At 61.9% G+C, this 21,300-nt stretch carries 17 protein-coding genes; 15 read left to right on the top strand and 2 right to left on the bottom strand.

Translation table 11 applies throughout. The features are described from left to right. Positions 1 to 175: 175 nt before the first annotated feature. The 11 genes from NKI99_RS32380 to NKI99_RS32430 all read left to right on the top strand — a co-directional run bounded on the left by NKI99_RS32380 (position 176) and on the right by NKI99_RS32430 (position 16,149). Complete coding sequence (locus tag NKI99_RS32380) at positions 176 to 1,717, top strand: amino acid ABC transporter permease/ATP-binding protein (RefSeq protein ID WP_023814286.1); 1,542 nt, start codon at positions 176 to 178, stop codon at positions 1,715 to 1,717. A 79-nt stretch (positions 1,718 to 1,796) separates the two neighbouring features. Next, positions 1,797 to 2,921 (top strand): NAD(P)/FAD-dependent oxidoreductase, encoded by a 1,125-nt coding sequence (locus tag NKI99_RS32385; protein ID WP_352613505.1) that lies wholly within the window; start codon positions 1,797 to 1,799, stop codon positions 2,919 to 2,921. A gap of 370 nt (positions 2,922 to 3,291) precedes the next feature. Continuing rightward, positions 3,292 to 3,495, top strand: coding sequence for a preprotein translocase subunit SecE (gene secE / locus NKI99_RS32390; protein ID WP_013531408.1), 204 nt, complete (start codon positions 3,292 to 3,294; stop codon positions 3,493 to 3,495). 27 nt (positions 3,496 to 3,522) lie between these two features. Next, positions 3,523 to 4,050: a transcription termination/antitermination protein NusG gene (gene nusG / locus NKI99_RS32395; protein WP_013531409.1), complete on the top strand. Its 528-nt coding sequence runs from the start codon at positions 3,523 to 3,525 to the stop codon at positions 4,048 to 4,050. Positions 4,051 to 4,208: 158 nt separating this feature from the next. Beyond that, on the top strand, positions 4,209 to 4,637 hold the full coding sequence (rplK, locus tag NKI99_RS32400; RefSeq protein ID WP_013531410.1) for a 50S ribosomal protein L11: 429 nt from the start codon (positions 4,209 to 4,211) through the stop codon (positions 4,635 to 4,637). Positions 4,638 to 4,641: 4 nt separating this feature from the next. Continuing rightward, positions 4,642 to 5,340 (top strand): 50S ribosomal protein L1, encoded by a 699-nt coding sequence (gene rplA / locus NKI99_RS32405; RefSeq protein ID WP_013531411.1) that lies wholly within the window; start codon positions 4,642 to 4,644, stop codon positions 5,338 to 5,340. 394 nt (positions 5,341 to 5,734) lie between these two features. Beyond that, a complete protein-coding gene (gene rplJ, locus NKI99_RS32410; protein WP_013531412.1) occupies positions 5,735 to 6,253 on the top strand; it encodes a 50S ribosomal protein L10 in 519 nt (172 codons plus the stop codon). Positions 6,254 to 6,307: 54 nt separating this feature from the next. Beyond that, a complete protein-coding gene (rplL, locus tag NKI99_RS32415; protein ID WP_027038853.1) occupies positions 6,308 to 6,685 on the top strand; it encodes a 50S ribosomal protein L7/L12 in 378 nt (125 codons plus the stop codon). A 251-nt stretch (positions 6,686 to 6,936) separates the two neighbouring features. Then, positions 6,937 to 11,073, top strand: a complete 4,137-nt coding sequence (gene rpoB, locus NKI99_RS32420) for a DNA-directed RNA polymerase subunit beta (RefSeq protein WP_352613507.1) — start codon at positions 6,937 to 6,939, stop codon at positions 11,071 to 11,073. 132 nt (positions 11,074 to 11,205) lie between these two features. After that, positions 11,206 to 15,402, top strand: a complete 4,197-nt coding sequence (rpoC, locus tag NKI99_RS32425) for a DNA-directed RNA polymerase subunit beta' (RefSeq protein WP_023814289.1) — start codon at positions 11,206 to 11,208, stop codon at positions 15,400 to 15,402. Between the two features lie 81 nt (positions 15,403 to 15,483). Then, positions 15,484 to 16,149: an O-methyltransferase gene (locus NKI99_RS32430; protein WP_352613509.1), complete on the top strand. Its 666-nt coding sequence runs from the start codon at positions 15,484 to 15,486 to the stop codon at positions 16,147 to 16,149. A gap of 33 nt (positions 16,150 to 16,182) precedes the next feature. On the opposite strand, the gene NKI99_RS32435 is transcribed toward NKI99_RS32430, so the two are convergent. Further along, a complete protein-coding gene (locus NKI99_RS32435; protein ID WP_352613511.1) occupies positions 16,183 to 17,109 on the bottom strand; it encodes a Gfo/Idh/MocA family protein in 927 nt (308 codons plus the stop codon). Between the two features lie 185 nt (positions 17,110 to 17,294). Continuing rightward, a complete protein-coding gene (locus tag NKI99_RS32440) occupies positions 17,295 to 17,576 on the bottom strand; it encodes a transcriptional regulator (protein ID WP_013531420.1) in 282 nt (93 codons plus the stop codon). Between the two features lie 497 nt (positions 17,577 to 18,073). Between NKI99_RS32440 and rpsL the strand changes: the two genes are divergently transcribed. The 4 genes from rpsL to NKI99_RS32460 all read left to right on the top strand — a co-directional run. Next, entirely contained in the window at positions 18,074 to 18,445 is a 372-nt protein-coding gene (gene rpsL / locus NKI99_RS32445; RefSeq protein WP_006333356.1) for a 30S ribosomal protein S12, read from the top strand. Between the two features lie 76 nt (positions 18,446 to 18,521). Next, a complete protein-coding gene (gene rpsG, locus NKI99_RS32450) occupies positions 18,522 to 18,992 on the top strand; it encodes a 30S ribosomal protein S7 (RefSeq protein ID WP_008875664.1) in 471 nt (156 codons plus the stop codon). 29 nt (positions 18,993 to 19,021) lie between these two features. After that, on the top strand, positions 19,022 to 21,112 hold the full coding sequence (gene fusA / locus NKI99_RS32455; protein ID WP_352613513.1) for an elongation factor G: 2,091 nt from the start codon (positions 19,022 to 19,024) through the stop codon (positions 21,110 to 21,112). A 97-nt stretch (positions 21,113 to 21,209) separates the two neighbouring features. Then, on the top strand, positions 21,210 to 21,300 hold a 91-nt coding region (locus tag NKI99_RS32460; RefSeq protein ID WP_032908143.1), incomplete at its 3' end, for a GTP-binding protein.

The following is a 21,300-nucleotide window of genomic DNA, read 5'->3' on the forward strand; positions in this document are numbered from 1 at the left end:
GGTTGGGTATTTTTTTTTTATTGCCGTCGTTGATGCGCCCGGCGCACCCCCTCATAATCCACAAACACCAATTCTAACCCGCCCCGGCCGCGGCGTTTGGCGGGGGGGCCCCCGGACCACGCGCTGCCGCGTTTGATGTCGGACGATGCGGACAGCGCAACCGAAAGGGGGCCGAATGAACTGGCTTGAAAACTTGCGGCGCAGTTTCCTTGACTGGCAAGCCATGGCGGACGTGCTGCCAAGCATGATCACCATCGGATTGAAGAACACCTTGATCCTCGCGGCCGCATCCACGGTGCTGGGTGTCGTGCTCGGCATGATCCTGGCAGTCATGGGCATCTCGCAATCGCGCTGGCTGCGCATTCCGGCCCGGGTCTACACGGACATTTTCCGTGGCCTTCCGGCGATCGTCACGATCCTTCTGATCGGCCAGGGCTTTGCGCGCATCGGCCGTGAAATCTTTGGGCCTTCGCCCTTTCCGCTCGGCATTCTGGCCCTCAGCCTGATCGCCGGCGCCTATATCGGCGAAATCTTCCGCTCGGGCATCCAGAGCGTCGAGCGCGGGCAAATGGAAGCCTGCCGGGCGCTCAGCATGAGCTACGGGCAGGGCATGCGCCTGATCGTCATCCCGCAGGGCATCCGCCGCGTCCTGCCGGCGCTGGTCAACCAGTTCATCGGCAACGTCAAGGATTCGAGCCTCGTCTACTTCCTCGGTCTGCTCGCATCGGAGCGCGAGATTTTCCGCGTCGGTCAGGACCAGGCGGTGGTCACCGGAAACCTGTCGCCATTGCTGCTGGCCGGCGTGTTCTATCTCGTGATCACCGTGCCGTTGACCCACGTGGTTAATTACATCGACAACTCGCTGCGGGTCGGAAAGCAAAAGGCAGGCCTCGTCACCAGCGGCCTTGCCGAGGTGAGCGAACTGGAGAGCGCCGTCGGCAGCCCGCTCTCCGAGGCCAGCCCTGAAGACAGCTCGGCGCTTTCACGCTTCAAGGGTGGTAGTCTCGCCGTCACCAATCTCGACATGGCCTATGGCGATCTCGATGTCCTGAAGGGCGTCAGCCTGACGGTCAAGCCGGGCACGGTCACCTGCGTCATCGGTCCGTCAGGGTCGGGCAAGTCGACCTTGCTGCGCTGCCTTAACCGCTTGGTCGAGCCCAAGGGCGGTGACGTGCTGCTCGATGGCGCGAGCATCCTGGCGATGAAGCCCGAAAAGCTGCGCCGGCGTGTCGGCATGGTGTTCCAGCAGTTCAACCTGTTTCCCGACCACACAGCCCTGGAAAACGTCATGCTGTCGCTGACCAAGGTCAAGGGCCTTCCGGTGCGGGAAGCCGAGCGCATCGCCGAGGCGCGCCTCGCCGATGTTGGCCTTGCCGCACGCAAACACCATCGTCCCGGCAGTCTTTCCGGTGGCCAGCAGCAGCGGGTGGCAATCGCCCGTGCACTGGCAATGGACCCTGAGGTGATCCTGTTCGACGAGGTGACGAGCGCTCTCGATCCGGAACTGGTGAAGGGCGTTCTCAACCTGATGGCTGACCTCGGCCGACGTGGCATGACAATGGTCGTGGTGACCCATGAAATGGGTTTTGCCCGCAAGGTCGCCGATCAGGTCATCTTCATGGATGAGGGCCGTGTCATCGAGGCCGGCACGCCCGCTGCGATCTTCGACACTCCCAAAAGCGCGCGCTTGAAGCACTTCCTCGCCGAAGTGCTGTGATCCGCATCGCCATCTGGCCGATATGCGTGGAACGCCTTCGGTCGCTCAATCCACTCTCTACACAGTGAAAGAACATCTCATGGTTACATCGCATCCGGTCTCGAAGGTCGTCGTTGTCGGAGGCGGCATTTTCGGTGTCTCCACAGCCGTTCATCTCGCGCGGCTTGGCATCGAAACGATCCTCGTCAACGATGGACCGCTTGCCAAGGGGGCGTCGGGCCGCTCGCTCTCCTGGCTCAATTCAGCGCGCAAGCGGTCGGCTGAGTATCATCGCTTGCGCATGATCGGTATCGACCGCTACCGGACGTTGTCGGCGAGATATCCGGATGCTGCGTGGCTGCGTTTCGATGGCGGCCTGACATGGGATGCGGACGACGCCTCGAACCAGATTGCTGATGTCTTCGCCCATGAAAAGGATCTCGGCTATGACGCACAGCACCTGACCGCGGCCGCCATAACGGCGGTCACACCAGGCGTTGCCGCAGGCGCCGTCACGCCGCAGGGAGCCATTTTCAACCCAGGGGAAGGCTGGGTCGACCTGCCATCGCTGATCGATGCATTAATTGCGGAGTTCGTGGAGCGCGGCGGGCGACTGGTCACCGATGCCGGCAGGGCCACGGTCACGGTTGTCGATGGTCGTGCCACTGGCGCCACCACGACCAGCGGCATCGACTTTCCTGCCGATGCAGTCCTCCTGGCGACCGGCAGTGATGTGCCGCGAATGGTTGCGGCCACAGGCCACCATATCGAGGATGGGACGCCGATCGCGCTGCTGGTCAGGACCAAGCCGGTCGATTTGGCTCTTCGGGCCGTGCTCAACACGCCGCGCGTCGCCATCCGCCCGACGCCGGACGGAGCCCTCGCGCTCGATTCCGCCTGGTCGGAAGAAGAGGTAATCATCAATGCAGACGGCACCTATGGGGTGAAGGGCTCGACGATTGATGGACTTCTTGAACAAGCCGCGAAGGTCCTCGAGGGACATCCAAAGCTGGAATTGGAGAGTTATGGTGTCGGCCCCAAGCCGATTCCGGGCGACGGCGAGCCGGTCTTCGGCTTGTTGAAAGATATCCAGGGATACTACGTCGCCTTCAGCCACAGCGGCGCGACGCTTGGCCTGATCGCCGGTGAACTCATTGCCGACGAGATCGCCACCGGAAGAGAGCACCCGCTGCTTGCCAAGTTCCGCCCAAGCCGCTTTGCTTAGGCTTTCGGAATTGTTTCGTGTGGCCATCAGCGACATTTCTGCGGTCTGCCCTTTGAAAATCGGCGACCCGCTTGCCATATTAGCCCGATTGGGGCATAAGAGCGCCATAGCCGGGACGGAACGACTGGATGGTTCCGAGGCGGTGTTTGGTCATAAAGCGGAGACTTGCCACTTGCGTGGATCAAGAATCGGTTTTATGTAGACGAAACAGACACGCGACGCGTGGAGCTGGGAAACCGGCTTTACGCGTCTGATTTGCATGGGCGAAATGATTGCGCTGATTCGGCGCGAAATTCGCTCAGGCGGTACGTCCCGGCCAGCGGGATCATCCAGGAGACCCGGCCAACGGGTCTTGAAGACAGAGCGGCATATGGCTTCGAAAACCACAAATCCTTTCGTCTTTCTCCAGCAGGTCCGCGCGGAGACCGCCAAGGTGACTTGGCCGTCGCGGCGCGAAACGATGATCTCGACGGTGATGGTTCTGGCCTTCGCAGTGATCGCGATGATCTTTTTCTTCACCGCCGATCAGCTCATGGGCCTTGCGGTCGAACAGATTCTGGGCATCGGACGCTAAGTCCGGCGATTACGGAGAAGTCTTGAAATGACCGCGCGCTGGTACATCGTCCACGCCTATTCGAACTTTGAAAAGAAGGTCGCCGAGGATATCGAGAACAAGGCCAAGCAGAAGGGCCTGTCCGCCGACATCCACCAGATCGTGGTTCCGACCGAGAAGGTCGTCGAAGTTCGCCGCGGCCGCAAGGTCGATGCCGAGCGCAAGTTCTTCCCGGGCTATGTGCTGCTGAAGGCGAATTTGACCGACGCTGTGTTCTCGCTGGTCAAGAACACACCGAAGGTCACCGGCTTCCTGGGTGACTCCAAGCCGGTGCCGATCACCGAGGCGGAAGCGCAGCGCATCCTGAACCAGGTGCAGGAAGGCGTCGAGCGGCCCAAGCCCTCGGTCACGTTCGAGATCGGCGAAGCGATCCGCGTTTCGGATGGTCCCTTCGCGTCGTTCAACGGTTTCGTCCAGGAAGTGGACGAGGAGCGGGCGCGGCTCAAGGTGGAAGTTTCGATCTTCGGGCGCGCCGTGCCGGTCGATCTGGAATTCGGACAGGTCGAAAAGGGCTGATCCGAAATCCCTGACGCCGGTTTGGCGATCAGGGGAGGCGGCGCGGAAGCGCGGCCTGAGAACGGTGGGAGACGAATGCGGCTTTAGCCGGCCGCATGGATCGCACCACCAGACTGCAACCGCCGGCATGACCGGCATAGACAAAGGCAGGAAAAGAGATGGCTAAGAAAATTGCAGGCCAGCTCAAGCTCCAGGTGAAAGCGGGATCGGCTACGCCGTCTCCCCCGATCGGCCCGGCGCTTGGTCAGCGTGGCATCAACATCATGGAGTTCTGCAAGGCGTTCAACGCGCAGACCCAGGAAATGGAAAAGGGATCGCCGGTTCCGGTCGTCATCACCTACTATCAGGACAAGTCCTTCACCTTCGTCATGAAGACGGCGCCGGTGAGCTACTTCCTGAAGAAGGCAGCGAACCTGACGTCCGGTTCCAAGGAGCCGGGCAAGGTCAAGGCCGGTACGGTTTCGCGTGACAAGGTCCGCGAGATTGCCACCGCGAAGATGAAAGACCTGAACGCAAACGACGTCGAAGCGGCCATGCGCATGGTCGAGGGCTCCGCCCGCTCGATGGGTCTGGAAGTGGTGGGCTAAGATCATGGCAAAGATTGCAAAGCGTGTATCGAAGACCCGCGAAGGCATCGATCCCAACAAGGCTTATGCCCTGGGTGATGCGCTGAAGCTGCTCAAGGACCGTTCCTCGGTGAAGTTCGATGAGACCATCGAAGTCGCCATGAATCTCGGCGTCGACCCGCGCCATGCCGACCAGATGGTCCGCGGCGTGGTCAACCTGCCGAACGGCACCGGCCGATCGGTGCGTGTCGCCGTGTTCGCCCGTGGCGACAAGGCCGACGAAGCGCGCGCCGCCGGCGCCGACATCGTTGGTGCCGAGGATCTGGTCGACATCGTCCAGAAGGGCACGATCGATTTCGATCGCTGCATCGCCACGCCGGACATGATGCCGCTGGTCGGTCGTCTGGGCAAAGTGCTCGGCCCGCGCGGAATGATGCCGAACCCGAAGGTCGGCACCGTCACCACCGACGTTGCCGCCGCCGTCAAGGCATCCAAGGGCGGCGCCGTCGAGTTCCGTGTCGAGAAGGCTGGCATCGTCCATGCCGGCGTCGGCAAGGTCTCGTTCGACGTCAAGGCGCTGGAAGAGAACATCCGCGCCTTCGCCGATGCGGTGACCAAGGCAAAGCCGACTGGCGCCAAGGGCAACTACGTCAAGAAGGTGTCGGTCACCTCGACGATGGGCCCGGGCCTCAAGCTCGACGTCGCGACGCTCAACGCGTCCTGATACGAACATTTGGATCGGCCGCTAAGCGGCTGATCCGCAAGTGAATTCCGGGCCTCCGACCTAGTTGGTGGCCCGGTGCCGGAAGTCGAAAGGCTTCCGGACATCCTGTCCGAGATTGCAGGCGGCCCAGAAGCCTTAATTCGATTTGGGCCTGCATGAGACGGGTGAAGACCGGACAACGGAGCGATTGCTCCAATGAAAGGTTCGAACCGTGTTTGCCTTTTGTCTGCGCATCGCCGGCTTGACTGTCGATGTGGCGAAAGGGGGCAGGATCCTCGAGCGTCGTTCGGGAGATCCGTTACTGGATGGCCCGGCCGACAAAAGGCAACCCGACGCCTGTCCTCGTCAATGGGATGTTCCCGTTAACAGGATTGGGGTCAACTGGAGATAGGCAGTGGACAGAGCGGAAAAACGCGAACTCGTCACGGGCCTGAACGGTGCGTTCTCGAACGCAGGTTCAGTGGTCGTGGCCCACTACGCCGGTATCACCGTCGCGCAAATGAACGACCTTCGGTCGAAAATGCGCGCCGCCGGTGGCACCGTCAAAGTCGCGAAGAACCGTCTCGCCAAAATCGCTCTTCAGGGCACGGACTCCGCATCGATCATCGAGCTGTTCAAGGGACAGACGCTGATTGCTTATTCGGAGGATCCGATTGCGGCGCCGAAGGTCGCGTCCGATTTCGCCAAGGGAAATGACAAGCTCGTCATTCTCGGTGGCGCAATGGGCACCACCTCGCTCAATGCCGACGGTGTGAAGGCACTCGCCACACTTCCGTCGCTCGATGAGCTGCGCGCCAGGCTGGTTGGCATGATCGCCACGCCGGCAACCCGGATCGCCCAGATCGTCAATGCGCCAGCGGCTTCGGTCGCGCGCGTCATCGGCGCTTACGCCCGGAAGGACGAGGCGGCATGAGGCCGTTCCTCGCTATCACAAACACACGTTCGAACCTTATGAAGGAACACAACAATGGCTGATCTCGCAAAGATCGTAGACGACCTTTCGAAGCTGACCGTCCTCGAGGCGGCTGAGCTGTCGAAGCTTCTGGAAGAAAAGTGGGGCGTTTCCGCCGCTGCTCCGGTGGCTGTTGCCGCCGCTGGCGGTGGTGCGGCCGCTGCTGCTCCGGTCGAGGAAAAGACGGAATTCGACGTCGTCCTCACCGAGGCAGGCGCTCAGAAGATCAACGTCATCAAGGAAGTCCGCGCCATCACCGGTCTTGGCCTCAAGGAAGCCAAGGACCTGGTCGAAGCGGCTCCGAAGCCGGTCAAGGAAGCCGTTTCCAAGGCCGACGCTGACAAGTTCAAGGCCCAGCTGGAAGCAGCCGGCGCCAAGGTCGAACTGAAGTAAGCGTAAAAGCGGCGGGCGGCCTCGCGCCGTCCGCCACTCCCTTCGCCCGAAGGGAGTGCGCGTAACGCGAGATCTACGAGAACCTCTTTCCTGAGGGCCGAAAACCGGCCTTCAGGAAACGGGTTTTCTCCCGTTCTAGCCGGCCGCCGACAGGCGCCGGGAAAACAGACAGAGGGTTGCCGCCAAGGTGGCCCAGCATGCAAGGCGAGCCGCGGCGAGGCTCGTCCCGAGTTTAGAGCTAAGGAGCGACGATGGCCCAGACCCAGACTTTCAATGGCCGCAGACGCGTACGCAAGTTCTTCGGAAAGATTCCGGAAGTTGCGGAGATGCCGAACCTGATCGAGGTTCAGAAGGCATCCTATGACCAGTTCCTGATGGTGGCGGAGCCCAAGGGTGGGCGTCCGGACGAGGGACTGCAGGCTGTTTTCAAGTCGGTCTTCCCGATCTCCGATTTTTCCGGCTCCTCGATGCTGGAGTTCGTGAAGTATGAGTTCGAAGGACCGAAATTCGACGTTGACGAATGCCGTCAGCGCGACCTGACCTATGCCGCGCCGCTCAAGGTGACGCTGCGCCTCATCGTGTTCGATATCGACGAGGATACCGGCGCCAAGTCCATCAAGGACATCAAGGAGCAGGACGTCTACATGGGCGACATGCCGCTCATGACGCTGAATGGCACCTTCATCGTCAACGGCACCGAGCGCGTCATCGTCTCGCAGATGCACCGCTCGCCGGGCGTCTTCTTCGACCATGACAAGGGCAAGTCGCACTCGTCGGGCAAGCTTCTGTTTGCCGCGCGCGTCATCCCCTATCGCGGTTCGTGGCTCGATATCGAGTTCGATTCCAAGGACGTCGTGCACGCCCGCATCGATCGCCGCCGCAAGATTCCGGTGACGTCGCTGCTGATGGCGCTCGGCATGGACGGCGAAGAGATCCTGTCGACCTTCTACAACAAGATCACCTACAAGCGCGCCGGCGACCATTGGCGCATTCCGTTCAACGTGGAGCGTTTCCGCGGCCTCAAGGCCGTCGGCGACCTGGTCGATGCCGATACCGGCGAAGTCGTCGTCGAAGCCGGCAAGAAGATCACGGCACGTCAGGCTCGGGCGCTTGGCGAAAAGGGTCTGAAGGCGATCAAGGCGACCGACGAGGATCTGCTCGGCAACTACCTGGCCGAGGACATCGTCAACTACGCCACCGGCGAGATATTCCTCGAAGCCGGGGACGAGATCGACGAGAAGACGCTGAAGGTTCTGCTCGGCACCGGCGAAGACGAGATCAAGGTTCTCGACATCGACCACGTCAATGTCGGCGCCTATATCCGCAACACGCTCAACGTCGACAAGAACGAGAGCCGCCAGGACGCGCTGTTCGACATCTATCGTGTCATGCGCCCCGGCGAGCCGCCGACGCTCGAAACCGCCGAAGCCATGTTCAACTCGCTGTTCTTCGACAGTGAGCGCTACGATCTGTCAGCCGTCGGCCGCGTCAAGATGAACATGCGCCTCGAGCTCAAGGCTGAGGACACCGTGCGCGTGCTGCGCAAGGACGACATCCTGGCCGTGGTCAGGACGCTGGTTGAACTGCGCGATGGCAAGGGCGAGATCGACGACATCGACAATCTCGGCAACCGCCGCGTGCGTTCGGTCGGCGAGCTGATGGAAAACCAGTACCGCGTCGGCCTGCTGCGCATGGAGCGCGCGATCAAGGAGCGTATGTCCTCGATCGAGATCGACACGGTCATGCCGCAGGACCTGATCAACGCCAAGCCGGCGGCTGCCGCCGTGCGCGAGTTCTTCGGTTCCTCGCAGCTGTCGCAGTTCATGGACCAGACCAACCCGCTGTCGGAGATCACCCACAAGCGCCGCCTCTCGGCGCTTGGACCGGGCGGTCTGACCCGCGAGCGCGCCGGCTTCGAAGTGCGCGACGTGCACCCGACGCATTACGGCCGCATCTGCCCGATCGAGACGCCGGAAGGCCCGAATATCGGTCTGATCAACTCGCTGGCCACCTTCGCACGCGTCAACAAGTACGGCTTCATCGAGAGCCCGTACCGCAAGATCGTCGACGGCAAGCTGACCAATGACGTCGTCTATCTCTCGGCGATGGAAGAGGCCAAGCACCATGTCGCGCAGGCCAACGCCGAGCTCGACAAGAACGGTGGTTTCGTCGACGAATTCGTCATTTGCCGCAGTGCCGGCGAAGTGATGATGGCGCCGCGCGAAAACGTCGATCTGATGGACGTGTCGCCCAAGCAGATGGTGTCGGTGGCCGCGGCCCTGATCCCGTTCCTGGAAAACGACGACGCCAACCGCGCTCTGATGGGCTCGAACATGCAGCGTCAGGCCGTGCCGCTGGTGCGCGCCGAGGCGCCGTTCGTCGGCACCGGCATGGAGCCGATCGTTGCCCGTGACTCGGGCGCTGCCATCGGCGCCCGCCGCGGCGGCATCGTCGACCAGGTGGATGCGACGCGTATCGTTATCCGCGCTACCGAAGATCTCGATCCGGGCAAGTCCGGCGTCGACATCTACCGGCTGATGAAGTTCCAGCGTTCGAACCAGAACACCTGCATCAACCAGCGTCCGCTGGTTCGCATGGGTGACCTCGTCAACAAGGGCGACATCATCGCCGACGGTCCGTCGACCGAGCTCGGTGATCTGGCGCTCGGCCGCAACGTGCTGGTCGCGTTCATGCCGTGGAATGGCTACAACTACGAGGACTCGATCCTCCTGTCCGAACGCATCGTCGCCGATGACGTCTTCACCTCGATCCACATCGAGGAGTTCGAGGTCATGGCGCGCGATACCAAGCTCGGGCCGGAGGAAATCACGCGCGATATTCCAAACGTCTCGGAAGAAGCGCTGAAGAACCTCGACGAAGCCGGCATCGTCTATATCGGTGCCGAAGTTCAGCCGGGCGACATCCTGGTCGGCAAGATCACGCCGAAGGGCGAAAGCCCGATGACGCCGGAAGAGAAGCTTCTGCGCGCCATCTTCGGCGAAAAGGCATCCGATGTGCGCGACACCTCGATGCGCATGCCTCCTGGCACTTTCGGCACCGTCGTCGAGGTGCGCGTCTTCAATCGCCACGGTGTGGAGAAGGACGAGCGCGCCATGGCGATCGAGCGCGAGGAGATCGAACGCCTCGCCAAGGACCGCGACGACGAGCAGGCCATCCTGGACCGTAACGTCTATGCGCGTCTTTCCGACGTGCTCGTCGGCAAGGAAGCGATCGCTGGACCGAAGGGCTTCAAGAAGGGCTCGACGCTGTCCAAGGATATGCTCGACGAGTATCCGCGTTCGCAGTGGTGGCAGTTTGCCGTGGAGAACGAAAAGCTCCAGAGCGAACTCGAAGCCCTGCGTGGCCAGTACGACGATTCCAAGAAGGCGCTCGAACAGCGTTTCATGGACAAGGTCGAGAAGGTCCAGCGCGGCGACGAAATGCCTCCGGGCGTCATGAAGATGGTCAAGGTCTTCGTGGCCGTGAAGCGCAAGATGCAGCCCGGCGACAAGATGGCCGGCCGTCACGGCAACAAGGGTGTCGTGTCGCGGATCGTTCCGGTCGAGGACATGCCTTTCCTCGAGGACGGCACGCATGCCGATATCGTGCTCAACCCGCTGGGTGTGCCGAGCCGCATGAATGTCGGCCAGATCCTGGAAACGCATCTGGGCTGGGCATGCGCGGGCATGGGCAGGAAGATCGGCGAGCTGATCGACACGTACAAGGCAGCCGGCGACATCAAGCCGCTGCGCAAGACGCTCGAGAGCTTCATCCCGGCCAACGACCGCAACGAGCCGGTTCGTGACTATGACGACGAGAGCATCGTTCGCCTCAGCGAGCAGATGCGCCGCGGCGTCTCGATCGCGACCCCGGTGTTCGACGGCGCGCATGAGGCTGACATCAACATCATGCTGGAGCAGGCGGGCCTGCACACCAGCGGTCAGTCGCAGCTCTATGACGGACGCACGGGCGAGCCGTTCGATCGCAAGGTGACGATGGGCTACATATATATGCTCAAGCTTCACCATCTCGTGGACGACAAGATCCACGCGCGTTCGATCGGTCCGTACTCGCTCGTCACGCAGCAGCCGCTGGGCGGCAAGGCGCAGTTCGGTGGCCAGCGCTTCGGCGAGATGGAAGTCTGGGCGCTCGAAGCATACGGCGCCGCCTACACGCTGCAGGAAATGCTGACGGTGAAGTCCGACGACGTCGCCGGCCGTACCAAGGTCTACGAGGCGATCGTCCGTGGCGACGACACCTTCGAGGCCGGCATCCCCGAGAGCTTCAACGTTCTCGTCAAGGAAATGCGGTCTCTCGGCCTCAATGTCGAGCTGGAGAACACCAAGCTCGACGACAACCCTGTCCGGCTGCCCGACGCGGCCGAGTAAACAAGACGCTCGGTCGCGGAAATCGCGACCGAGCGCACCAAATTCTTCGGCCGGTGGCCGACACACGACGGCGGGCGTTTGGCTCGCGACTAGATGCAAGGGGTCTTCGAGGATCCCGAAAAGGAGAACGGCATGAACCAAGAGGTCATGAATCTCTTCAATCCGCAGGCGCCTGCGCAGGTGTTCGATTCCATCCGGATATCGCTTGCCAGCCCTGAGAAGATTCTGTCCTGGTCTTTCGGCGAGATCAAGAAGCCGGAGACCATCAACTACCGCACCTTCAAGCCGGAGCGTGACGGTCTGTTCTGCGCGCGCATTTTTGGCCCGATCAAGGACTATGAGTGCCTGTGCGGCAAGTACAAGCGCATGAAGTACAAGGGCGTCATCTGCGAGAAGTGCGGCGTTGAAGTCACGCTGTCGCGCGTTCGCCGCGAGCGCATGGGCCATATCGAGCTGGCGGCACCGGTCGCCCATATCTGGTTCCTGAAGTCGCTGCCGTCGCGCATCGGCACGCTGCTCGACATGACCCTGAAGGACATCGAGCGCGTCCTCTACTTCGAGAACTACATCGTCACCGAACCTGGCCTCACCGCGCTGAAGGAGCACCAGCTGCTCAGCGAGGAAGAGTACATGATCGCCGTCGACGAGTATGGCGAGGATTCGTTCACCGCCATGATCGGCGCCGAGGCCATTCACGACCTTCTGGCCGGCATGGACCTGGAGAAGATCGCCGGCGACCTGCGTTCGGAACTGGCTTCGACCACCTCCGAGCTGAAGCAGAAGAAGTATCTGAAGCGGCTCAAGGTCGTCGAGAACTTCATGGAATCCGGCAACCGTCCGGAATGGATGATCATGAAGGTGGTTCCGGTGATCCCGCCGGACTTGCGCCCGCTCGTCCCGCTGGACGGCGGCCGCTTCGCCACGTCGGATCTGAACGACCTCTATCGCCGCGTCATCAACCGCAACAACCGTCTGAAGCGGCTGATCGAGCTGCGCGCTCCCGGCATCATCGTGCGCAATGAAAAGCGCATGCTGCAGGAAGCCGTCGATGCGCTGTTCGACAACGGCCGCCGCGGCCGCGTCATCACCGGCGCCAACAAGCGTCCGCTGAAGTCGCTGTCCGACATGCTCAAGGGCAAGCAGGGCCGGTTCCGTCAGAACCTGCTCGGCAAGCGCGTCGACTATTCCGGCCGCTCGGTCATCGTGACCGGTCCGGAGCTCAAGCTGCACCAGTGCGGCCTGCCCAAGAAGATGGCGCTCGAACTGTTCAAGCCCTTCATCTACGCCCGTCTCGACGCCAAGGGTTACTCCTCGACCGTCAAGCAGGCGAAGAAGCTGGTCGAAAAGGAGCGTCCGGAAGTCTGGGATATCCTCGACGAGGTCATCCGCGAGCATCCGGTGCTGCTGAACCGTGCGCCGACGCTGCACCGTCTCGGCATCCAGGCGTTCGAGCCGATCCTGATCGAGGGCAAGGCGATCCAGCTGCACCCGCTGGTCTGCACGGCCTTCAACGCCGACTTCGACGGCGACCAGATGGCCGTTCACGTGCCGCTGTCGCTGGAAGCGCAGCTTGAAGCCCGCGTGCTGATGATGTCGACCAACAACATCCTGCACCCGGCTTCCGGCGCGCCGATCATCGTGCCGTCGCAGGACATGGTTCTGGGTCTCTACTATCTCTCGATCGTCAACCAGAACGAGCCGGGCGAAGGCATGGTGTTTGCCGATATGGGCGAACTCCAGCACGCGCTCGAGACCAAGGCGGTGACGCTGCACTCCAAGATCAAGGGTCGTTTCCGTACGGTCGACGCCGAAGGCAAGGTCGTGTCGAAGATCCATGACACCACGCCTGGCCGCATGATCATCGGCGAGCTTCTGCCGAAGAACGTCAACGTGCCTTACGAGACCGCCAACCAGGAGATGACCAAGAAGAACATCTCCAAGATGATCGACACCGTCTACCGCCATTGCGGTCAGAAGGAGACGGTCATTTTCTGCGATCGCATCATGGCGCTCGGCTTCAGCCATGCCTGCCGTGCCGGCATTTCGTTCGGCAAGGACGACATGCTGATCCCGGATGCCAAGATCAAGCTGGTCTCCGACACCGAGGCTTTGGCCAAGGAATACGAGCAGCAGTACAATGACGGTCTGATCACGCAGGGCGAGAAGTACAACAAGGTCGTCGACGCCTGGGCCAAGTGCTCGGAAAAGGTCGCCGACGAAATGATGGCCCGCATCAAGGCGGTCGAGTTCGAGGACAATGGCCGTCAAAAGCCGATGAACTCGATCTACATGATGTCGCACTCCGGTGCGCGTGGCTCGCCCACCCAGATGCGTCAGCTTGCCGGCATGCGCGGCCTTATGGCCAAGCCGTCGGGTGAAATCATCGAAACGCCGATCATCTCGAACTTCAAGGAAGGCCTGACCGTGCTCGAGTACTTCAACTCGACCCACGGCGCCCGCAAGGGTCTGGCCGACACCGCCTTGAAGACGGCGAACTCGGGTTACCTCACCCGTCGTCTGGTCGACGTGGCGCAGGACTGCATCGTCAACTCCGTCGACTGCGGCACCGACAAGGGCCTCACCATGCAGCCGATCGTCGATGCCGGTCAGGTCGTCGCTTCGGTCGGCCAGCGCGTGCTGGGCCGTACGTCGCTCGACGACATCACACATCCGGTGTCGGGCGAGATCCTGGTCAAGGCCGGAACGCTGATGGACGAGCGTGACGTGGAACAGATCGAAAAGGCCGGCGTCCAGTCGGTCCGCATCCGCTCGGCACTGACTTGCGAAGTCAGGGTTGGCGTCTGCGCGGTCTGCTACGGTCGCGATCTGGCCCGCGGCACCCCGGTCAACCAGGGCGAAGCCGTCGGCGTCATCGCGGCGCAGTCGATCGGCGAGCCGGGCACGCAGCTCACCATGCGTACCTTCCACATGGGCGGTACCGCGCAGGTGGTGGACAGCTCGTTCCTTGAAGCCTCGTATGAGGGCAAGGTCGAGATCCGCAACCGCAACGTGGTGCGCAACTCCGACGGCCAGCAGATGGTCATGGGCCGCAACATGGCGGTGCTGATCCTCGACGAAGCCGGTAAGGAACGCGCCTCGCACCGTCTCACCTATGGTTCGCGCATCTTCGTGGACGATGGTGACAAGGTGAAGCGCGGCCAGCGTATCGCCGAGTGGGATCCCTATACCCGTCCAGTCCTCACCGAAATCGAGGGCAGGGTGTCGTACGAGGATCTGGTCGACGGCATTTCCGTTCAGGAAACGGCCGACGAGTCGACCGGCATCACCAAGCGTGAGGTCATCGACTGGCGCTCGACGCCACGCGGTAACGACCTGAAGCCGGCGATCGCGATCCAGGACGCCAAGGGCAAGGTCGGCAAGCTGTCGAAGGGCGGCGACGCCCGCTTCCTGCTCTCGGTCGAGGCCATTCTTTCGGTCGAGCCGGGCTCGCAGGTTCGCCCCGGCGACGTGCTGGCGCGTATTCCGATGGAAAGCGCCAAGACCAAGGACATCACCGGCGGTCTGCCGCGTGTTGCCGAACTGTTCGAGGCACGTCGTCCGAAGGATCACGCCATCATCGCCGAGATCGACGGCACGATCCGCTTCGGCCGCGACTACAAGAACAAGCGTCGCATCATCATCGAGCCGCATGACTCGACGCTTGAGCCGGTCGAATACCTGATCCCGAAGGGCAAGCCGTTCCATCTCCAGGACGGCGACGTCATCGAGAAGGGCGACTACATCCTCGACGGCAATCCGGCGCCGCACGACATCCTGGCGATCAAGGGCGTGGAGGCACTTGCTTCCTACCTCGTCAACGAGATCCAGGAAGTCTATCGTCTGCAGGGCGTGCAGATCAACGACAAGCACATCGAGGTCATCGTTCGCCAGATGCTGCAGAAGGTCGAGATCACGGTGCAGGGCGACTCGACCTACATTCCGGGCGATCATGTCGACGTGATCGAACTGGAAGAGGTCAACGAGCGTCTGGTCGAGGACGGCAAGAAGCCGGCCGAAGGCCTGCCGGTGCTCTTGGGCATCACCAAGGCATCGCTGCAGACGCCATCCTTCATCTCGGCCGCCTCCTTCCAGGAGACGACCCGAGTGCTGACGGAAGCCGCGGTTGCCGGCAAGACCGACATGCTGCAGGGACTGAAGGAAAACGTCATCGTCGGCCGGCTTATCCCGGCCGGCACCGGCGGCACGATGAGCCAGATTCGGCGCATCGCCACCTCGCGCGACGAACTGATCATCGACGAGCGCCGCAAGGCCTCGGGTGTGGAAGTCGCCGAGCCGATGCTGGCCGACATGACAACCGCCGCGCAGTAAGCGGACGGAAAGAGAAGAGGAAAAGGGGCCGAATGGCCCCTTTTCGCGTTTAGGTCTCCAATTGGATCGGAGAAGAAAGCGATGAGCAAAAGAAGCTGGGCGGCAGTCGACGACTACATCGTCGGTTCCCTGTTTGAGGCGGACCCCGTGCTTGATGCCGTTCTGGCGGCCAACCACGATCAGGGCCTGCCGGCGATCGACGTGTCGCCGGCGCAGGGCAAGTTGCTTTCCCTTCTTGCGCGGATGCGGGGAGCCAAGAAGGTTCTCGAAATCGGCACGCTGGGCGGCTATTCGACCATCTGGATGGCGCGCGCACTGCCTGCCGGCGGCAAGATCGTGACGCTTGAACTCGATCCGCACCATGCCGCTGTCGCGCGATCGAATTTCGAGCGGGCAGGCGTCTTGGAGCGGGTGGAACTACGGGTCGGTCCGGCGCTGCAGTCGCTTGCAGCACTTGGCGCCGAGAATGCCGGGCCATTCGACATCATCTTCATCGATGCCGACAAGCCGAACAATCCGCACTACCTATCCTGGGCCATGCGGTTGTCGCGGCCCGGAACCGTCATCGTCTGCGACAACGTCATACGCGATGGAGCCGTGGTGAATGAAGATGGCCGCGACGCCAATCTCGAAGGGGCACGCGCCGCATTCTCGTTCATCGGCAGCGAGAAGCGTCTGGACGGCACCGCCATCCAGACCGTTGGCGCCAAAGGCTATGACGGCTTTGCCATTGCGATCGTGGAGTGACGGCCGATCGGCGAACAGCCAAGCCGTCCCTGTTCAATCGAAGAACGCCTCGACCACGTTGCGCTTGCCGAGCATGAAGGCGTCGGCGACATGCTGCAGGGGCGCGAGGTCGACATCTGAGGTCCCGGCACGCACGATCTCGGCGAAGCGCTTGTAGAGCATCGGGTACTCGGCCTCCGGCTCGTCATGAACTACCTTGCCGTCGATGGCGAGCTTCGACCCGCCGCCCGACAGCACCATGGCGCCCTTGTCGGTCTCGGCCAGGATGTCCCAGCTTTGCGGGCCGGTCTGCAGCCAGTCGAGATCCATCGTCACCGGCAATCCATTCGAGGTGCGGAAGGCGACGCGCGCGGCAACCGGGGAGGCGCGGTTTTCGGGAAAATCCAGCACCGCCGAGGTGATGAACATCGCCGGCAGGATATGGGTCGCAATCGACAGCGCGTTGATGCCGGGATCGAAGACGCCAAAACCACCGGGCGCCCAGATCCATTCCTGGTTCGGGTGCCAGCGGCGCACATCTTCCTTCCAGTTGATGGCGGCCGACTTGATCTTGGACGTGTCGAGAAATGCGCGCGCGGCCTCGACCGCCGGCGCATAGCGCGAGTGCCAGCTGGCGAACAGCGAGACGCCGTTCTGCGCGGCCAATGTCTTGAGGTCCTCGACCTCGCTGACAGTGGCGCCAGGCGGCTTCTCCAGGAAGACATGTTTCTTTGCTATCAGCGCCGTCCGCGCCGCGTCGTAGCGGAACTGCGGCGGCATGCAGAGCGATACGGCCTCGAGTTCGGGCACCGCGTCGATCATGGCTTCGATGTCAGAAAAATTCGCGATGTCATCTACCTTGCCGTGACGGCTGGCGCCCGCGATGAGGCGATAGTCCTGGTCTTTCGCCAGGGCCGGCAGGTGCTGGTCGCGGACGATCTTGCCGACGCCGACGATGCCTATCTTGATGGGCTGGGACACGGCCGCTCCGTCTGTTTGATGATGGTGATGGTTTCTTATCAGAACACTTGCCCCAGGCAAGCCGAAGCCGAGCAGGCAAGCTCAGCCTTCCTCGAGCGGCAGTGCACACCTTTTTTCGGCTGGGAAGGCCTCGGTCGCCGATTCGTCTCGGTAGCCGATTCGAAAGCTGGACCGGGAGGTCGGGGTCAGATCGGCACGTCGAAGGTAACGATCGACACTTCGCCTTCGAGCGCCCCCTGGAAGGCGGAGATATGCGGCTCTTCGTCGGGGATGCCGTCCATGTCACCGATCTGGTCGAGCTCCGCCTCGGCGTACCCTTCGGCGGCAAGCGATTCGAGTGCCCGGCGCACCGCCGAATCGTCGTCGGGCGCAACCAGCATGACGTGGACGCCTTCCGGTTTGCCGCCTTTTTTCTTCCACACCCGGCCGGTGATGATGGTGACCGGGCGTTCTTCGTTGTCGTTCACGGGCCGATTCCTCTTGGCAGCGGGTGGGCGGGCGAGGGGGTTTTGACTGCTCATGCGGCCTTTTCGCATGAAGCAAGGCCGCGCAACAGCGCAAACCCATTCACTTTGCCTGAAGGCTTGTCACTTTCTTCCTCGCTCTTGCAAAAATGCGAAAGAAAATTACATGCGGTTTTCGCATGGCTGCCAAGCCTTGGTCGGCGTGCAATATTTGGTGCTCCGGGCTTGACGGTCCGCGGTCTTACGAGTAGAAGCCGCCCAGTCAGAACCGATGTGAGGCTCTCCCTTCCGAAGCGACACGCTTTGGAGTTTGCCTCAAACAGGGTTCGTTTTACGAGCGAAAAGACATTTCCGGCGTGCACGAAGCGGCTTCCGCTTCCTCTGCCTTTTGTTCGGGCAAGACCGCGAGGCGCGGTTTATGGCCCGAATTTGCGTATGGAAATGACGCTTTGAGCGGCCCTGACCGGGCGAGACACGGAATTGAGAGACAAGAGGGTTTAATGCCTACCGTCAACCAGCTGATCCGCAAGCCGCGCATTGCGCCGGTGAAGCGCAACAAGGTCCCGGCCATGCAGCAGAACCCGCAGAAGCGGGGCGTCTGCACGCGCGTCTATACAACGACGCCGAAGAAGCCGAACTCGGCGCTGCGCAAGGTGGCCAAGATCCGCCTGACCAATGGTTTTGAAGTGATCGGGTACATCCCCGGCGAAGGCCACAACCTTCAGGAGCACTCCGTGGTCATGATCCGCGGCGGCCGCGTCAAGGATCTTCCGGGCGTTCGCTACCACATCATCCGCGGCGTGCTCGACACGCAGGGTGTGAAGAACCGCAAGCAGCGCCGTTCGAAGTACGGCGCCAAGCGTCCGAAGTAAGGGGCGTCCGAAGTAAGATTTTCCGGCCTTGGCGCTTCTTGAGTGCGTCGGGCTATGAGATTGAGAGACAAAAGCCATGTCGCGTCGTCACAGTGCAGAAAAGCGTGAGATCAATCCGGACCCGAAGTTCGGCGATCTGATCGTCACCAAGTTCATGAACGCCGTCATGTATGACGGCAAGAAGTCGGTCGCCGAGACAATCGTCTACGGCGCGCTCGACCAGGTTCAGTCGAAGACCAAGCAGGAGCCGGTCACCGTCTTCCATCAGGCGCTCGACAATGTCGCGCCGCATGTTGAAGTGCGTTCGCGTCGTGTCGGTGGCGCCACCTACCAGGTTCCGGTCGACGTGCGCCCCGAGCGCCGCCAGGCATTGGCCATTCGCTGGCTGATCGCGGCGGCCCGCAATCGCAACGAGACCACGATGGTCGACCGCCTCTCCGGCGAGCTGATGGATGCGGCCAACAACCGCGGCACGGCTGTCAAGAAGCGTGAAGACACCCACAAGATGGCTGAAGCCAACCGCGCTTTCGCGCACTACCGCTGGTAAAGCGCGAACGAGACTGAGAGGCAGCTACGATGGCCCGCGAATACAAAATCGAAGACTACCGCAATTTCGGTATCATGGCGCATATTGACGCCGGCAAGACGACGACCACCGAGCGCGTCCTCTACTACACGGGCAAGTCGCACAAGATCGGCGAAGTCCACGACGGCGCTGCCACCATGGATTGGATGGAGCAGGAGCAGGAGCGCGGCATCACCATCACGTCCGCCGCGACCACGACCTTCTGGAAGGCTCGTGACGGCAAGATGCACCGCTTCAACATCATCGACACTCCCGGCCACGTCGACTTCACCATCGAAGTTGAGCGTTCGCTGCGCGTTCTCGACGGCGCCATTGCGCTGCTCGATGCCAATGCCGGCGTTGAGCCGCAGACCGAGACCGTCTGGCGCCAGGCCGACAAGTATCGCGTTCCGCGCATGATCTTCTGCAACAAGATGGACAAGATCGGTGCCGACTTCTATCGCTCGGTCGAGATGATCGGTTCGCGCCTCGGCGCGCATGCCGTTGTCATGCAGCTGCCGATCGGCGCCGAGACCGAGTTCAAGGGTGTCGTCGACCTCGTCGAGATGAATGCGCTGGTCTGGCGCGACGAGACGCTGGGCGCTGCCTGGGATGTCGTCGAGATCCCGGACGATCTCAAGGCTCGTGCCGAAGAATACCGCGAGAAGATGATCGAGGCCGCCGTCGAAATGGACGAGACGGCGCTTGAGAATTACCTCGAAGGCAAGATGCCGTCGAATGACGAGATCCGTGCGCTGATCCGCAAGGGCACCATCGCGGTCAAGTTCTACCCGATGTTCTGTGGCTCGGCCTTCAAGAACAAGGGCGTGCAGCCGCTGCTCGACGCCGTCGTCGAATATCTGCCGTCGCCGGCCGATGTTCCCGCCATCAAGGGCGTCGATGCCAAGACCGACGCCGAGATCGAGCGTCATGCCGACGACAACGAGCCGCTGTCGATGCTCGCCTTCAAGATCATGAACGACCCGTTCGTCGGTTCGCTGACCTTTGCCCGCATCTATTCGGGCAAGCTCACCAAGGGCATCTCGGTCGACAACACCGTGAAGGGCAAGAAAGAGCGCATCGGCCGCATGCTGCAGATGCATGCGAACTCGCGCGCTGACGTCGAAGAGGCTTTTGCCGGCGACATCGTTGCTCTTGCCGGTCTCAAGGACACGACCACCGGCGACACGCTGAGCGATCCGCTGCATCCGGTCATTCTCGAGCGCATGGAATTCCCCGATCCGGTCATCCAGATCGCCATCGAGCCGAAGACCAAGAACGACCAGGAAAAGATGGGCCTCGCCCTTCACCGCCTGGCTGCCGAGGATCCGTCCTTCCGTGTCAAGACCGACGAGGAAAGCGGCCAGACCATCATTTCCGGCATGGGCGAACTTCACCTGGACATCATCGTCGACCGCATGCGTCGCGAGTTCAAGGTCGAGGCCAATGTCGGCGCTCCGCAGGTGGCCTATCGCGAGACGATCACCCGCAGGCACGAGCAGGATTACACGCACAAGAAGCAGACCGGCGGTACCGGTCAGTTCGCTCGCGTCAAGATCGTCTTCGAACCGAACCCGGACAGCAGCGAGTTCCAGTTCGAAACCAAGATCGTTGGCGGCGCTGTGCCGAAGGAATACATCCCCGGTGTCGAAAAGGGCATCAACAGCGTCATGACCTCGGGTCCGTTCGCGGGCTTCCCGATGATCGGCGTCAAGGCGACGCTGATCGACGGTGCCTACCACGACGTGGACTCCAGCGTTCTGGCCTTCGAAATCGCCGGCCGCGCCTGTTTCCGTGAGGCCGCACCCAAGCTTGGCGTGCAGCTGCTCGAGCCGATCATGAAGGTCGAAGTGGTGACGCCGGAAGACTACGTCGGCAGCGTCATCGGCGATCTGAACGGTCGTCGTGGCCAGATCCAGGGTCAGGAAGCGCGTGGCGTGGCCGTGGTCATCAATGCGATGGTGCCGCTCGCCAACATGTTCAAGTACGTCGACAACCTGCGCTCGATGAGCCAGGGCCGTGCGGCCTACACGATGCAGTTCGATCACTACGAGCCGGTCCCTACGGCGGTGGCCCAGGAAGTCCAGAAGAAATACGCGTAAGGGTTCCTTAGCCGCCGGATCGCGTCCCTTCGCGGTGCCGGATCTGAAGAGCGAATAACAATTTCCCCCAAGCGGGTAGGATAGACGGAGAACGATTATGGCCAAAGGTAAATTCGAGCGTAACAAGCCTCACGTGAACATCGGCACGATTGGCCACGTCGACCATGGCAAGACGTCGCTGACGGCGG

This window comes from Mesorhizobium sp. M0239 (assembly GCF_040321815.1).
Taxonomy (GTDB): Bacteria; Pseudomonadota; Alphaproteobacteria; order Rhizobiales; family Rhizobiaceae; genus Mesorhizobium.

What these genes read in the sequence shown, in the direction of transcription:
- rplL (WP_027038853.1), top strand. Translation starts at nt 6,308, where the DNA reads ATGGCTGATCTCGCAAAGATCGTAGACGACCTTTCGAAGCTGACCGTC.
- NKI99_RS32380 (WP_023814286.1), top strand. Translation starts at nt 176, where the DNA reads ATGAACTGGCTTGAAAACTTGCGGCGCAGTTTCCTTGACTGGCAAGCC.
- rpsG (WP_008875664.1), top strand. Translation starts at nt 18,522, where the DNA reads ATGTCGCGTCGTCACAGTGCAGAAAAGCGTGAGATCAATCCGGACCCG.
- rpsL (WP_006333356.1), top strand. Translation starts at nt 18,074, where the DNA reads ATGCCTACCGTCAACCAGCTGATCCGCAAGCCGCGCATTGCGCCGGTG.
- rplK (WP_013531410.1), top strand. Translation starts at nt 4,209, where the DNA reads ATGGCTAAGAAAATTGCAGGCCAGCTCAAGCTCCAGGTGAAAGCGGGA.
- NKI99_RS32385 (WP_352613505.1), top strand. Translation starts at nt 1,797, where the DNA reads ATGGTTACATCGCATCCGGTCTCGAAGGTCGTCGTTGTCGGAGGCGGC.
- fusA (WP_352613513.1), top strand. Translation starts at nt 19,022, where the DNA reads ATGGCCCGCGAATACAAAATCGAAGACTACCGCAATTTCGGTATCATG.
- nusG (WP_013531409.1), top strand. Translation starts at nt 3,523, where the DNA reads ATGACCGCGCGCTGGTACATCGTCCACGCCTATTCGAACTTTGAAAAG.
- NKI99_RS32430 (WP_352613509.1), top strand. Translation starts at nt 15,484, where the DNA reads ATGAGCAAAAGAAGCTGGGCGGCAGTCGACGACTACATCGTCGGTTCC.
- rpoC (WP_023814289.1), top strand. Translation starts at nt 11,206, where the DNA reads ATGAACCAAGAGGTCATGAATCTCTTCAATCCGCAGGCGCCTGCGCAG.
- rplA (WP_013531411.1), top strand. Translation starts at nt 4,642, where the DNA reads ATGGCAAAGATTGCAAAGCGTGTATCGAAGACCCGCGAAGGCATCGAT.
- secE (WP_013531408.1), top strand. Translation starts at nt 3,292, where the DNA reads ATGGCTTCGAAAACCACAAATCCTTTCGTCTTTCTCCAGCAGGTCCGC.
- rpoB (WP_352613507.1), top strand. Translation starts at nt 6,937, where the DNA reads ATGGCCCAGACCCAGACTTTCAATGGCCGCAGACGCGTACGCAAGTTC.